This is a genomic window from Flavobacterium collinsii (assembly GCF_902804485.1).
Lineage (GTDB): Bacteria > Bacteroidota > Bacteroidia > Flavobacteriales > Flavobacteriaceae > Flavobacterium > Flavobacterium collinsii.
Map to the genome: position 1 here is coordinate 12,853 of NZ_CADCST010000082.1, position 14,284 is coordinate 27,136.

Annotated in this window: 13 protein-coding genes; 6 read left to right on the plus strand and 7 right to left on the minus strand. The window is 34.7% G+C overall.

The window, feature by feature from the left end; translation table 11 throughout:
* Window positions 1-40 precede the first annotated feature (40 nt).
* The gene (locus FLA105534_RS10605) at window positions 41-1,621 is read right to left on the minus strand and encodes a L,D-transpeptidase family protein (RefSeq protein ID WP_173966097.1); all 1,581 of its coding nucleotides are present in this window, start codon (window positions 1,619-1,621) and stop codon (window positions 41-43) included.
* 153 nt (window positions 1,622-1,774) lie between these two features.
* On the minus strand, window positions 1,775-2,191 hold the full coding sequence (locus tag FLA105534_RS10610; RefSeq protein ID WP_173966098.1) for a DUF1573 domain-containing protein: 417 nt from the start codon (window positions 2,189-2,191) through the stop codon (window positions 1,775-1,777).
* A 154-nt stretch (window positions 2,192-2,345) separates the two neighbouring features.
* Between FLA105534_RS10610 and FLA105534_RS10615 the strand changes: the two genes are divergently transcribed.
* The 3 genes from FLA105534_RS10615 to FLA105534_RS10625 are packed head-to-tail and all read left to right on the plus strand — an operon-like array spanning window position 2,346 to window position 5,113.
* Window positions 2,346-3,608 carry a sensor histidine kinase gene (locus FLA105534_RS10615; RefSeq protein ID WP_173966099.1) on the plus strand — a complete coding sequence of 421 codons (1,263 nt, stop codon included), beginning with the start codon at window positions 2,346-2,348 and terminating at the stop codon, window positions 3,606-3,608.
* A complete protein-coding gene (locus tag FLA105534_RS10620) occupies window positions 3,605-4,288 on the plus strand; it encodes a response regulator transcription factor (RefSeq protein ID WP_173966100.1) in 684 nt (227 codons plus the stop codon). Before FLA105534_RS10615 ends, FLA105534_RS10620 begins: the two co-directional genes overlap by 4 nt.
* Window positions 4,289-4,348: 60 nt before the next feature.
* Window positions 4,349-5,113 carry an MBL fold metallo-hydrolase gene (locus FLA105534_RS10625; protein WP_173966101.1) on the plus strand — a complete coding sequence of 255 codons (765 nt, stop codon included), beginning with the start codon at window positions 4,349-4,351 and terminating at the stop codon, window positions 5,111-5,113.
* Window positions 5,114-5,128: 15 nt separating this feature from the next.
* Here the strand turns inward: FLA105534_RS10625 and FLA105534_RS10630 are convergent, their stop codons facing one another.
* Together FLA105534_RS10630 and FLA105534_RS10635 are read right to left on the minus strand one after the other, a co-directional pair.
* On the minus strand, window positions 5,129-7,333 hold the full coding sequence (locus FLA105534_RS10630; RefSeq protein ID WP_173966102.1) for a B12-binding domain-containing radical SAM protein: 2,205 nt from the start codon (window positions 7,331-7,333) through the stop codon (window positions 5,129-5,131).
* 126 nt (window positions 7,334-7,459) lie between these two features.
* Window positions 7,460-8,737, minus strand: a complete 1,278-nt coding sequence (locus FLA105534_RS10635) for an MFS transporter (RefSeq protein WP_173966103.1) — start codon at window positions 8,735-8,737, stop codon at window positions 7,460-7,462.
* 344 nt (window positions 8,738-9,081) lie between these two features.
* Between FLA105534_RS10635 and bshC the strand changes: the two genes are divergently transcribed.
* The 3 genes from bshC to FLA105534_RS10650 all read left to right on the plus strand — a co-directional run bounded on the left by bshC (window position 9,082) and on the right by FLA105534_RS10650 (window position 12,734).
* Window positions 9,082-10,671 carry a bacillithiol biosynthesis cysteine-adding enzyme BshC gene (gene bshC, locus FLA105534_RS10640; protein WP_173966104.1) on the plus strand — a complete coding sequence of 530 codons (1,590 nt, stop codon included), beginning with the start codon at window positions 9,082-9,084 and terminating at the stop codon, window positions 10,669-10,671.
* A gap of 147 nt (window positions 10,672-10,818) precedes the next feature.
* Window positions 10,819-12,090 (plus strand): acyltransferase family protein, encoded by a 1,272-nt coding sequence (locus FLA105534_RS10645; protein ID WP_173966105.1) that lies wholly within the window; start codon window positions 10,819-10,821, stop codon window positions 12,088-12,090.
* Window positions 12,091-12,314: 224 nt separating this feature from the next.
* The gene (locus FLA105534_RS10650; RefSeq protein ID WP_017495185.1) at window positions 12,315-12,734 is read left to right on the plus strand and encodes a nucleoside-diphosphate kinase; all 420 of its coding nucleotides are present in this window, start codon (window positions 12,315-12,317) and stop codon (window positions 12,732-12,734) included.
* An 83-nt stretch (window positions 12,735-12,817) separates the two neighbouring features.
* On the opposite strand, the gene FLA105534_RS10655 is transcribed toward FLA105534_RS10650, so the two are convergent.
* From FLA105534_RS10655 to FLA105534_RS10665, 3 genes are all read right to left on the minus strand, one after another.
* On the minus strand, window positions 12,818-13,240 hold the full coding sequence (locus tag FLA105534_RS10655) for a hypothetical protein (protein ID WP_173966106.1): 423 nt from the start codon (window positions 13,238-13,240) through the stop codon (window positions 12,818-12,820).
* Between the two features lie 78 nt (window positions 13,241-13,318).
* On the minus strand, window positions 13,319-13,615 hold the full coding sequence (locus tag FLA105534_RS10660) for a DUF721 domain-containing protein (protein ID WP_173966107.1): 297 nt from the start codon (window positions 13,613-13,615) through the stop codon (window positions 13,319-13,321).
* Window positions 13,596-14,036, minus strand: a complete 441-nt coding sequence (locus FLA105534_RS10665; protein WP_173966108.1) for a hypothetical protein — start codon at window positions 14,034-14,036, stop codon at window positions 13,596-13,598. The genes FLA105534_RS10660 and FLA105534_RS10665 overlap by 20 nt, the downstream gene beginning before the upstream one ends.
* Window positions 14,037-14,284: the final 248 nt, after the last annotated feature.

Here is a 14,284-nt window from a genome sequence, read left to right on the forward strand (position 1 = left end):
ATCTATTATTTCCTATTTGCTATCTATTTAAACACTTCTTTTATTCTTCTGTCAGCAGTTTTATCAGACTTTCGTCTCTCTGATAAATGTCTTTATAAAAATTCAATTGTCCTTTGCGATCTACCCAGGCAGTAAAGTAGCCAATATAAACAGGCACCTTTCTTTTTAAAGTATACCAGTTTTCTTTACCGGCATGCATGGCTTTATCGATTCGTGCAGGGGTCCATGAAGGATCTTGCTTTAAGAGTTCGATTGCAAGTTCTCTAGGTTTCCCTACACGTACGCAACCGTGACTAAAAGCTCTATTTTCTCTTTCGAACAAACTTTTGGCAGGTGTATCATGCAGGTAAATGTTATTTGAGTTTGGAAACAGAAACTTTACCAAACCCAGCGAATTATTCTTTCCGGGTAACTGACGAACCGCACCGTTATTCCATTCAAGATTTTTCTCTCTCAGATAATTCTTGTTCTTAGCCATTCCGGGTTTGATCTCTTTATTGATTATACTAGTGGGTACATTCCAATACGGACTAAAAACAATATTGTTCATCATTCCGCTAAAAATAACGGTTTGTGTCATCGCTTTGCCCACCACTACCGGCGACACAAAAACAATTTCCCCATTTCGGATTAAATACAATCTGAACTCAGGAATATTAACTTCTATATATTCTTTTCCTTTTTCAAGTTCCGGATCGATCCATCGACAGCGTTCCATATTGACAATAATCGTTTTGATTCTATCAGAAACAGGCACATTCAGTTCGACAATATGCTCTGGCAGGATTATATTTTTAGGTGTTAGGCCATGATGTGATTCAAAATTCTTAACCGCTGCAATTAAAACGGAATCACAGACATTACCGTTATTGTTTTCCTTTAAATCACCTGTTGCATAAAGTCTCGCCCTTATCTGTCCAATAGCGGCTACAGAGTCACCTGTTTTAAAACTTTTAAAACCTTCTTCTGTTTCAATGGTTTTCCATCCTCCTTTTTTCTCTATTTCTCTATATTGATGAAGTGCATCGCGAAGTTTATAGTACTGACTGAACATTTTGCTTTTCTTATCATCGCTAATCGTGGCCTTTTTATAAATTGAATCAGAAAACACCTGATAGTTTACTTTTTTTCGCGGTAAAAGCCATTCCAGGGACTTTGTGGTCTTCTCGTCTACTCCGGATACTTTTTTGACGTAGTAGAAATACAAATTAGTAATCATCAAATCGGTATCGACTTTCGATAGTTTATTGTCAGCAGTGTGCTCAAATATTGGACTGATCTTTTCTTTATAAGGAAAATTAGCTTTCAGTCCTTCCTGATCCAGTCCTTTGTATTTGTTGAATAATAAATTCCCAAATTCTACAACTCCTTTATTGTCGAGCCATAACTGAGTAGAATTGTGTTTTTTGTACAACGCCAGAACGTCCTCCTGAAACTTAATCAAATTGGGGTAGGCCTGATAAAAACCTACAATACCTGAGCTGTCAATTTTAATTTTAAGTTCCGGCACGATGTGCTGTGTTGCTTTTTTCGATTCTTCACCCTTTACTTCCGATTTCTTATTACAGGAAACAACGCTAAAAAGAAGGACAACAGCAATAAGGGGGGACAAAAACTTCATAACTATTATTTTTACAATAAAAGTAGAAAAGTTTTGCCGAAGATTAGCCTACAGCACAAAATATTACCGCTCCTTTAATCACTGAAATAAAAGCAAAAAAAAACTCCAGACATATGATATCCGGAGTCCCTGCTTTATAACTAACCTCTAAATTTAAATCACTGTGCCTTTTAGAGTAAGGATTTTTGGAGTGCTTTCGGCACTTGTAGTCACAGTAACTGTTTTTGTAAAACCACCTTTGTTCGCTGCGTTGTAAGTAGCAGTTACTTTAGCTGATTTTCCTGGCAAAACCGGTTCTTTAGTATAATCTGTTGCTGTACAGCCACAAGATCCTTGTACGTTTGTAATGACAACAGCCGTTTTTCCCGTATTTTTAAATTCGTAAACAATTACTTTTGGAGTTCCCTGAGGAATTTCACCCACATCTATAGTTTCTGCTTTCCATACCACAGCTGAAGCAGCTACTGCAGTAACTTTTGTTTCTGAAGTAATGGATTTTAGTGGTGCAATCGCCGAAAAAGACATTAAACATAATGCCAAAGACAACATCGAAATTTTAATCATTTTCATAGCTAAATATTTTATTGGTTAATGATATTTCAAAAGTACTCCCGAACTGAGCAAGACGCTGTTAACCGCTTTCAAATCTTTGTTAACGACTTGTTAATTGGTGTTTTTAACTATAAATTTGATTAATATTACACCATCAAAAAATACCTTTTTCTTGAAACTCAACAAACTCAATAGCATCATCATCTTAGGATTAATAGCCATTATAAGCATACTGGTGGCACAATTGCTTTGGACTAAAGAGGCTTTTACTTTAGAGCAAAAAAAACTCAATCAAAAAGCACATATCGCTTTACTCGAAGTAGCCAAAAAATTATACGAAGGAACCAATCATGAGCTGCCTGCACAAAGCCCCGTTCAAAAAATTGCCAACGACTATTATATCGTAAATATTGACAATGATTTTGAACCCGATATTTTAGAATTTTATCTGAAAAACGAATTCAAAAAAATGAATATCACCACCGACTTTGAGTATGCTATGTACAATTGCCAAAGCGACGAAATGGTGTATGGAAATTATATTTCTTTATCTGAAAAAACTAAAGTAAAGCAATCGGTTTATTTTCCAAAACATAAAAATTTGGTTTATTATTTTGCCATACGTTTTCCAAATGAAACGACCTATTTGTTTAGTTCGATGCGATTTTGGTTCATACTTTCGATTGCTTTGATTCTTATTTTACTGATTTATGTGTATTCTATTTTTACGCTTTTGCAGCACAAAAAGTACTCGGAACTGCAGCGTGATTTCATCAACAACATGACCCATGAATTTAAAACACCCTTATCCTCTATTCTAATTGCCTCGAAATACTTAATTGAGCAAAAACCAATTAAAGACGATAAAAAACTCTATACCTATACTGACATTATTATCAATCAAAGCCACAAACTGAACGGTCATATTGAGAAAATTCTGAATGTTGCCAAGTCAGATTATGCTCCTCTGGAATTACAGAAAGAAACGGTTTCACTTGTTCCGATTATTGAAGAAATCATCCAGAACATTCTTTTAAAATATCCTGAAGCAAACATCAAAATTGAAACACTCTCCAATGAGTATAAAATAGAAACTGATGTTTTTCACTTCTCCAATTTAGTCTATAATTTACTCGATAATGCGGTTAAATATTGTTCTGAAAAGTCTCTGGTCATAATTGGAATCGCGGTCGAAAATTCTGTTTTAAAGCTAACTTTTAAAGACAATGGAATTGGAGTTTCTCCTAAGAACATTTCCTTTATCTTTGATAAATTCTATCGCGCTCCAAACGAAAAAAGCAATGAGGTAAATGGCTTTGGACTTGGCTTGTATTATGTAAAAGAAATTTGCAACTTGCATAACTGGAAAATAAAAGCCGAAAACAATTCGGAAAAAGGCATCACTATAACTTTATCAATTCCCTATAAAAAATGAAACAATTCAAAATACTTTATACCGAAGACGATGAGACCCTCGCGTTCCTGACCAAAGACAATCTGGAACAAAATAACTATGACGTACATCATTGTAGTGATGGAATAACGGGTTTACAAAACTTTAAAAAAGAGAATTTTGACATTTGTATCCTTGACATCATGATGCCTAAAATGGATGGTTTCGAGCTGGCTACTGAAATCAGAAAAAGCAACAGCGATATTCCGATTATCTTTCTCTCTGCCAAAACATTAAAAGAGGATCGCATAAAAGGATTGCGTTTAGGCGCCGATGATTATCTTGTAAAGCCTTTTAGCATTGAGGAATTGCTTTTAAAAATTGAAATTTTCCTAAAACGTTCGCAGAAAAATATCCCCGTTGAAAAACTAGTCTATGAAATTGGAAAATATCAATTTGACACCAGCAACTTTGTTCTTTTCAATGAAAGCGAAAAAATTAGCCTTACGCAACGTGAAGCTGAATTATTGAAATTATTTTTGGACAACAAAAATTCTGTTTTAAAAAGAGAACAGATTCTTACCTCGCTTTGGGGCACTGATGATTATTTTATGGGACGCAGTCTGGACGTTTTTATTTCACGTCTTCGTAAGATTTTAATCAACGAAAAAGACATCACTATTGAAAATTTACACGGAATTGGATTTCGGTTTACCATGTAATTTATCCCTTTTAATTCTTTTATATTTTTTGTATTTTAGTATCTATAATTTTTCCCCGATATGAAATTACATCATTTACGCAACGCCACTTTAGTTATAGAAACTGAAACCGATGTCATATTGGTCGATCCGATGTTAGGGAAAAGAAAAACGATCCAGCCCTTCACCATTTTTCGTTATAAACCTAAAAGAAACCCATTAGTTGCCTTGCCTAAAAACAGCAGAGATATTTTAAGCAAAGTAACAATTTGTCTGATTACGCATTTGCACCCCGATCATATCGACAAGGCAGGCGAGATTTTCTTAAGACGAAAAAGTATTCCTGTTGTTTGCAGCAGTAAAGATGAAGATGCTTTATCAAAAAGAGGATTAAACATCATACAAACCTTAAACTATTGGGAGCCTCAGCCATTTTTTGGAGGCAAAATCACAGGAATCCCGGCCATTCACGGTTATGGTTTTATTGCAAAATTAATGGGAAATGTAATGGGTTTTCATATCGAATTACCCGATCAAAAATCGGTTTACATTAGCTCTGATACCATTTTTACAGAACATGTACAAAAAGTACTGATTGAGTTTAAACCCGATATTTCGATTGTAGCTTGCGGAACTGCAAGGTTAGATATTGGTCAGCCCCTATTGATGCGAATGAATGACATTCTGAAATTTGCTGCACTTGCACCCGGAAAAGTTTTCGCCAATCATTTAGAGGCTTTAAATCATTGCCCTACAACAAGAACAGAGTTAAAGCAAGCTCTTTCTGATAATAATCTTCTGGACAAAGTTTCGATTCCAAATGACGGAACGAGTGTCGAATATTAATGATTTTTTTTCGAATTACAACACCAATAATCCGAACTCCCGTAAAGTATTAACCGGTTTGGAATACCAAAACAATTCAAAATCATCTAAATTTATCTCATAATCATTTTTCACTTCCTGAAAAGTGTAATTTTTGCTGTTTGAAATGGCAATTTTACTTAAAATTTCAACCAGCCACTCGCCTTCTTCTTTATTCGTCTGAATGTTGAAACTTTCTTTTTTATCATGAAAAGTAAAAGCCATCATTTCCCAGGTTCTTCCTTTTTTAGATTTTGTAAAAGCCTCCACAAAAGGTTTTCCGCCTAACCAAACTACTTTTGCATTGGGTTTTGTATTGAAATCGTTTCCTTCTTCAAGTGCATTGAAAATAAAATCGGGATCAATTTTTGTCTTCGGAATTTTAAAATCAAACCAATCCTGCAATTCATAATCAAAGCAGATGCCATGCATGAAATTAAAAAGTGATTTCTTTAATCCAAAACTAAATTTATCGTGATTGATTCCTGTAGAATCGGTATAATCAATATCATTATTAGCAAAAGTTCCTATTGCTTCGGTCACTTTAATAACGCCGAATTTCTCCGGATACAATCCAACCGGACTGTGGGCTGTCATGGCAAATTGATGCCAAAATCCCGACTGTAAAATTCCTGCCTCAAACAACTGGCGTACCATTTCGAGACTATCCACCGTTTCCTGAACTGTTTGCGTAGGATATCCGTACATCAAATAGGCATGAACCATAATTCCGGCTTCGGTAAAATTTCGAGTCACTTTTGCAACCTGCTCTACCGTAACTCCTTTATCAATCAATTTAAGCAATCGATCAGAGGCCACTTCCAGACCACCGGAAACAGCAATACATCCTGAAGCTTTCAACAGCAGGCATAAATCTTTAGAAAAGCTTTTCTCGAATCGAATATTAGTCCACCAGGTTACCGCCAATTTTCGGCGTAAAATTTCTAACGCCAAAGCACGCATCAAAGCCGGAGGAGCCGCTTCATCGACAAAATGAAAACCATTTTGTCCGGTCTGCAGCATCAAATCTTCCATACGATCGCACAGCAAATTGGCTGCAACCGGTTCATAAACCTTTATATAATCAAGTGAAATATCGCAAAAAGTACATTTTCCCCAATAACAGCCGTGCGCCATGGTAAGTTTATTCCAACGGCCGTCACTCCACATTCTGTGCATTGGATTTACGATTTCGATTACCGAAATGTACTTATCCAAAGGCAAATCCGAATAATCCGGAGTACCTACGTAGGCTTGTTTATAATCGTGTTTTAACGAGTTGTTTTTGTAGACTACTGCTCCATTTTCCAGTAGAAAAGTTCTTTTATATGAATTGGAATTTGGATTTTCTAAATTGAATATTAATTCTTCAATTGGAACTTCACCATCATCTAAAGTGATAAAATCAAAGAATTCGAAAACACGGGCATCAGAGAGCGAACGCAATTCGGTATTCGGAAAACCTCCACCCATCGAAATTTTAACTTCGGGATGATGTTGCTTTATCCATTGGGCACAGCGAAAAGCACTGTACAAATTACCTGGAAAAGGAACAGATATTAGAAAAAAAGTGGGCTTCACCGCTTCCATTTTTTCTTTTAAAATGGAAATTAAAATAGAATCGATGTAGGTTGGTTCCTGCTGTAAAGCTTCGTACAATTCATCAAACGAATTGGCGCTTCGGCCTAAACGTTCGGCATATCGGCTAAAACCAAAATTTTCATCGACACATTCTACAATAAAATCAGAAATATCCTCGAGATATAAAGTAGCCAAATGTTTGGCTTTATCCTGCGTTCCCATTGTTCCGAAAGCCCAATCGAGTTCTTCCAGTTGTGCAAAACGAGAAGCTTCGGGTAAAAAATCTTCCTGACAAATCTGTAAGGCCAAAGTTGGATTTTTCCCTTGCAAAAACTGAATTACAGCATCAATTGTTTTGATGTATTCGTCCTGCAAAGCAAAAATACGTTTTGAATTATCGGAAACTTCAGAACCTGAAACCTGAAACCTGAAATTTGAAAAATCAAACAAATCAATTAAACCCTTCTTCGAAAACAATTCCAGAATCACATCGATACCTAAATCAGCCTGAACCGATTCGATATTTTTGGTATTCAAAAAACCTTTTATATACGCTGTTGCCGGATACGGTGTATTCAGCTGCGTAAAAGGTGGCGTAACAATGAAGAGTTTCGTTTTCAAGACGGCATTATTTTTTTGCAAAAATACAGCATATTTAGAGACTTTTCAGGAAAAGATTGCGTTAACAATAAAGCCTTTTGGAAACTGGTCTCAAAAGGCTTTTAAAAAATTGCAAATTATGATATATTAAAACTGATGCACTTTCTTAGAAACCATCAAAAAGGAAACCAACGAAATCAACGCAGCTCCGGTCAGATAAAATCCTACATAACTTAAACCATAAGTACTGGCCAGCCAAATGGCAATCATTGGCGCAAATGCAGCTCCTAAAATTCCGGCCAGATTAAATGTTAAAGATGCTCCCGAATAACGAACATTTGTTGGAAACAATTCCGAAAGAAAAGTTCCCAAAGGTCCATAAGTAAACCCCATTAGAGCCATTCCGATACAGGCAAATGTGGTAATTAAAACCATATTTGCAGCGCTCAGAAAATATGAAAACGAAAATCCGAAAATTGCAATAGCAATCGTAGCGATAATTAGTATTTTACGTCGCCCAATCTTATCTGCCACTACTGCCGAAACCGGAATAAGAAATGCAAAAAACAAAACAGAGAATAACTGAACCAATAACGCATCTCTTTTGGTAATCCCTAAATCTGAAGTAATCCAGCTTAAGGTAAAAACAGTCATCAGATAAAAAACCAAAAAAGTGGTAACAGCCGCCAATGTTCCAAAAATTAATTGATTTCGATACGATTTAATCAAAGTCAAAAAAGGAACTTTAATTTCTTCTTGTTCTTTTTTAGCATTTTCAAATGAAGGAGTTTCTGTAATTTTTGTTCGAATATAAAATCCAACAACAACTAAAAGCGAACTTGCTATAAACGGAATTCTCCAGCCGTAATCCATAAAATTTTCGCTGGTCATAGTATCCGTCAAAATTAAGAAAGTTCCTCCCGAAAGCAACAATCCAATGGGAGCACCTAATTGCGGAAACATCCCGTACCAGGCTCGTTTACCAGGTGGAGCATTTTCAATCGCCAGTAAAACAGCACCCCCCCATTCACCACCTAAACCTACGCCTTGCCCAAATCGACACAGCATTAATAATAAAGGAGCGGCAACGCCAATACTGGCATAACCCGGCAAAAATCCAATCGCAACTGTTGAAATACCCATCGTCAATAAAGCTGCTACTAAAGTAAATTTACGTCCAATTTTATCTCCATAGTGCCCAAAAAAAGCCGAACCTAAAGGGCGTGATAAAAAGGCAATTGAAAAAGTAGCTAAAGATTCAAGAGTCGCCGTAGTCGAATCTGAACCAGGGAAAAATAATTGAGGAAAAACCAACACAGCTGCGTTGGCATAAATATAAAAATCAAAAAATTCAATGGTGGTACCAATCAAGGAACCAAAAAGAACATGTTTTAAAGAGTTCTTTTGTTTAGGGTTATTTTTCATTTGGCTCTAATATCGTTTTTCTTTTAAACAGTATTACGAAAAACGAATCAATTCTTTTTTACGCAACAAACATTTGTCTGCAAAAATATAGTTTCATTATTAAAAACTCACACATAAGCGCAATACTTTTATATTACTCTTAAATTTTTAACAGAAATAACAAATCAAACATTTTATTGCTTCACAAAAAATTTCCTACTCTTTTTGAATCAACATAAAACTAAAACACTGAATTACAGTATTTTAAACAAAAACTAAAAAATCAAATCTTAAGCATTAGTTAAAAAATCTTTTAAGTATATATTTTGATTAAATTTACAGCTATCAAAAGTAAATCTAAAATTATGCCCACCGACTGTATCAGCTACCAAAACTCAGGATATTTCTCTAAATTGATACAAGACTATTTAAGTCAAAAAACCGAATTACAATCACTATACAATCACTTCCCTACGCTTGAAAATTTTGAAAAGCAAATAAGTGAAAAACAAGCCAATTTTGATCATGCAAACCGCATACCTCTTGTCGAGACGCTAAAAAAGCAATATCAAAACATTCAAATTTCAAATTCAACAAAAGAGAATATTGAGCTCTTAGCGCTCTCAAATACTTTTACAATTACAACCGGACACCAGTTAAACTTATTTAGCGGTCCTCTGTATTTTTTATATAAAATTATTTCGACAATCAATCTGACCACAGAATTAAAATCAAAATACCCTACTCATAATTTTGTTCCTGTTTACTGGATGGCAACGGAAGATCACGATTTTGAAGAGATTAATTATTTTAATTTTAAAGGAAAGAAATTTCGATGGAATAGAGAGAGCACAGGACCTGTTGGAAGACTTTCTACAGAAGGTTTAAACGATTTTTTAGAAATATATTCCAAAGAACTAGGCTCGAGTACAAACGCCGGTTTCTTAAAAAAGCTCTTTGAAGAAGCTTATTTAAAACATGAAAATCTTGCCGATGCGACACGTTTTCTGGCAAATCGTTTATTTGACACTTATGGCTTAGTGATTTTAGATGCTGATGCTGCCGATTTAAAGCGCGCTTTCATTCCTTACATCAAAGAAGAACTGGAACAGCAAACAGCTTTCAAAGCTGTTCAGGAAACAATAGAAAAATTAAACGATTACACGATTCAGGTAAATCCACGCGAAATCAATTTATTTTATATTGAAGACAAACTGCGCGAACGAATTATTCTGGAGAAAGACAGATATGTTGTCAACCACACTAAAATTTCATTTTCAAAAGAAGAAATTCTTAAACTATTGGAAAGTAATCCGGAGAAATTCAGTCCAAATGTAATTATGCGTCCGTTATATCAGGAAATTATTTTGCCTAACTTATGCTACATTGGCGGAGGCGGAGAAATTGCTTATTGGCTCGAACTAAAATCTTTTTTTGATGCTGTAAACATTACTTTCCCAATACTATTGGTTCGTAATTCAGTACTTTTAAGTACCGAAAAGCAAGCAAAAAAGGCTGACCAGCTTGGACTTCAGTGGAAAGATCTATTTACTCAGCCCGCTGATTTAGTCAATGCAGTTACGCATAAACTATCCACTTTTCCAATTGATTTAACGCCTCAAAAAGAAACGTTGATCAAACAATTTGAATATCTTTACGAATTAGCGCAACAAACTGATAAATCCTTTAGTGGAGCTGTAAAAGCTCAGGAAGTCAAGCAAAAAAAAGGTTTAGACAATCTTGAGAAAAGATTACTGAAGGCACAAAAACGAAAACTGGATTCGAAAATACAACGTGTTGTCGATTTGCAATTCGAGCTATTTCCAAATCAGAGTTTACAAGAACGTCAAACCAATTTCTCAGAGTTTTATCTCGAAAAAGGAGACCAACTAATTCCGCTTTTAGTACAAAACTTAAAACCTTTAGAAACTAATTTTAATATTATCACGATATAAAAAATAATCACAGATTTAAAGCTTTCCACTTTAAATTGCAACAAAAAAGTAATAGTCATCAGAATAAATAACCACCTCTTCTGAAATTATTGCGGCTCTAACCAAATAGTAACCTTTTAAAAAAAAATTAACCTATTTACCAAAATTATGACCAGAGAGCGCCTGATATCTTTAGATGTCTTTAGAGGATTGACTATTTTATTAATGACTATTGTAAACAATCCCGGAGACTGGGGCCACGTTTACACTCCTTTGTTACACTCCGAATGGCATGGCTGCACGCCAACCGACTTAGTTTTTCCGTTTTTTATTTTCATTATGGGGGTTGCAGTTCCCCTGGCAATGCCAACGAAATCCTGGGACAATACCACTTTCAACAAAATTCTGGTTCGTTCACTCCGAATGCTCTGTCTTGGAATTTTCTTTAATTATTTTGGAAAAATACAGCTTTTTGGTCTTGAAGGAATCCCACTCCTTATTGGCCGATTAATCATTACTATTGCCGTTGGCTATGCTTTAATGGGTAATTTCAGCTCAAGAATTAAAAACATTCTGGCCTTCTCCATTCTGTTTATTTATCTGTTTCTCGCTTACAGCGGTATCGAAGCTTACCACGATGTGAGATTACCAGGAGTTTTACAACGAATTGCTATTGTTTATTTTGTAGTTTCTTTATTGTACTTAAAAACAACTCAAAAAACACAAATCATAACCGGCATCGTTTTATTGTTAGGCTATTGGGCGATAATGACATTACTTCCTGTTCCCGGAATTGGAGCAGCCAATTTAGACAAAGAAACTAACTTAGCTTCTTGGCTTGATAGTGTTTTACTTGAAGGACATATGTATCGCGGAACCATAACCTGGGATCCTGAAGGAGTTTTAAGTACCATTCCATCAATCGTAAACGGAATCATCGGTTTATTAATTGGTCAGGTTTTACAACTTGAAATTTCGAAAAAACAAAGAGCTGCAAAAATGGCAATTGCGGGTATTGCGTTAATTATTGCAGGCTTATTATGGAATATCGTCTTTCCTATCAACAAATCACTCTGGACCAGCAGTTACGTTTTATACACTACAGGATTAGGAACAACGTGTTTAGCCTTTCTGTACTACATAATTGATATCGCCGAATACAAAAAAGGGCTCAAATTGTTCTTGATTTGGGGAGTAAATCCGATGATATTGTTTTTCTTCTCACAAATTATCCCTCAGGCTTTAGTAATGGTTGAGTTTAAAAATCCGGATCATCCCGAGGAACAAATTAATCTTTTAAATTATTTGTATCATTTTGGGATCGCACCATTTTTCAACAATCCAATGACCGCTTCTTTGGCCGGAGCATTAGTGTATGTTGGAATCTGGACTTTTATATTGTGGATTTTCTACAAAAACAAACTGATCTTCAAAGTTTAAAAAACCATCAACTAAACAACATAAATCCTTACCAATAGAGACATGAAACATCGTGTCTCTATTTTTTTTTCACAATTACAAAAAGAACTTACATTACTACCTGTCTTAATACTTTTCATTTTTGTTTACCAAAACATCATTTCCTACAGTTTTAATTATGAATTTATTAAAATCAATTCATAAAAAAAGTATACTTTTGCACAAAATTAAAAATAAGCAATAAAATGGCAACTAATAGAACTTTTACAATGATTAAGCCGGATGCTGTTCAAAACGGACACATCGGAAACATCTTAGCAATGATTACTAATGGAGGTTTCAAAATCGTTTCATTAAAATTAACTCAATTAACTGTAGCTGATGCTCAAGCATTCTACGCAGTTCACGCAGAAAGACCTTTCTACGGAGAATTAGTTGAATTCATGTCTCGCGGACCTATTGTTGCTGCAATTTTAGAAAAAGACAATGCAGTAGAAGATTTCAGAACTTTAATTGGAGCTACAAATCCAGCTGAAGCTGCTGAAGGAACTATTCGTAAAGCATATGCTACTTCTATTGGAGAAAATGCAGTTCACGGTTCTGATAGCGACGAAAATGCTGCTATTGAAGGTGCATTCCACTTTGCTGGTAGAGAGCAATTCTAATATAAGCTTTCAGTCTCAGTGGCAGTTTTTAGTCACAGAAACACATAAAAAAAACCTGTTTGTCAAACAAACAGGTTTTTTTTTTATGATTTTTTTAAAAAGTCAGAAATATTATCATGTCCTTTTATTTCTCCTAAATCAGTCAAATTTTCTTTTAAAACTAATTTTAAACTATTAAAATTAGTTAGATAATAACTACAAATACAAACAACTCTTTTTCCTTTTTCAAGAACAAAAAGAGACTCCGAAATACCCAATTTTCCACTTTCGAATAAAACTACAAAACCATCTAATTCACTAAAGCTATAAACTATAGATCTACCTAATCCATAATAACGTTTAACTGTTATACTATTTTTTTCAACTATTACTTTGTGAATTCTGGTTCTCACTAAAGCAAACCAAAAATAAGCAACAATGACAAAAACTACCAAAGGAAAAACCACGCTTTCATTTGGAGAAATAATAAACATATAAATAGCCAAAAATGGAAAAATACTTAACATCGAAACTAACAAAATTGGCAGGAATTTAAATCTGGATCTCACAATAATCATGATTCTTTTTCAAATACTTAAAAAAAATTAACGTAAAACCACCTCTTTCACAACTTCACGACCTAATTCTTCATTAATCATTTTAACGATTTTAGATTTTCCGTGACTTAACTCTTCCCGCAAAACTGCCGATCCGAGTTCTACATACAATGTACTGCCTTTTAAGACAACATTCTTGGTATAGGTATTCACACCATTTCCCATAAGCTGCCTCCAAGCTTCTTTTACATCAATTTGATCCATTCCGGGCTGTAATTTATTAACCTGAATGATCTGTTGCAAAACAGCCCCAATCGTACTTTGATTATTTAGTCTTTTTGCCATCGTCTAATAAATTTACCGGTCCTGTTTTTTTATAGTGATATTCCTTATTCTGATCGTTTTTCACTACAAAATTCTCATCCGAAAGTGAAATCAATTCCTCGCTCCATTTTGCGTAATCTGTTTTATAATCCAGAAAAACCTGATCTCCTTTAAATCGAATTGATACATTCTCGAAAGTATCAGTTGTTAGAAAAGTTCCATCAAGCTGCGCCATAACCTTTGTTCGCGTTCCTTTGGTTCCTTTGAAATTAAAAAAATCGAAATTTTCATTCATTCCATAATCTTTCTCTTCACCTTTATCAAAAACCACTTTTTCAATTTCCCAGTAGCCATTCAGCTTTGCAATATCCGTCGGTTTAATTTCCTGTTTACAGCTTACAAACAAAAGCGATAAAACCAAAATCATAAAAGTGTTTCTCATAATAGGTGTATTAAATTCAAAAAAAATAAAAATTTGTAAAATGCCTATAAAGCAATTTTACAAATTTCAAATATTACAGGTAAAAATAAAATCTCAGAGAGATTTTTAACGTTTTGTTCGGATTCTTTTAAGCATGCCTGCAAAGAAAAGTACGAGCCCGAAAACCAATAAAATGTAATAAAAAGACAAACTGCTATCTTTCAAAACATTCGCCAAAACAAAACAGACAACACTCGCGAAATAAAAAG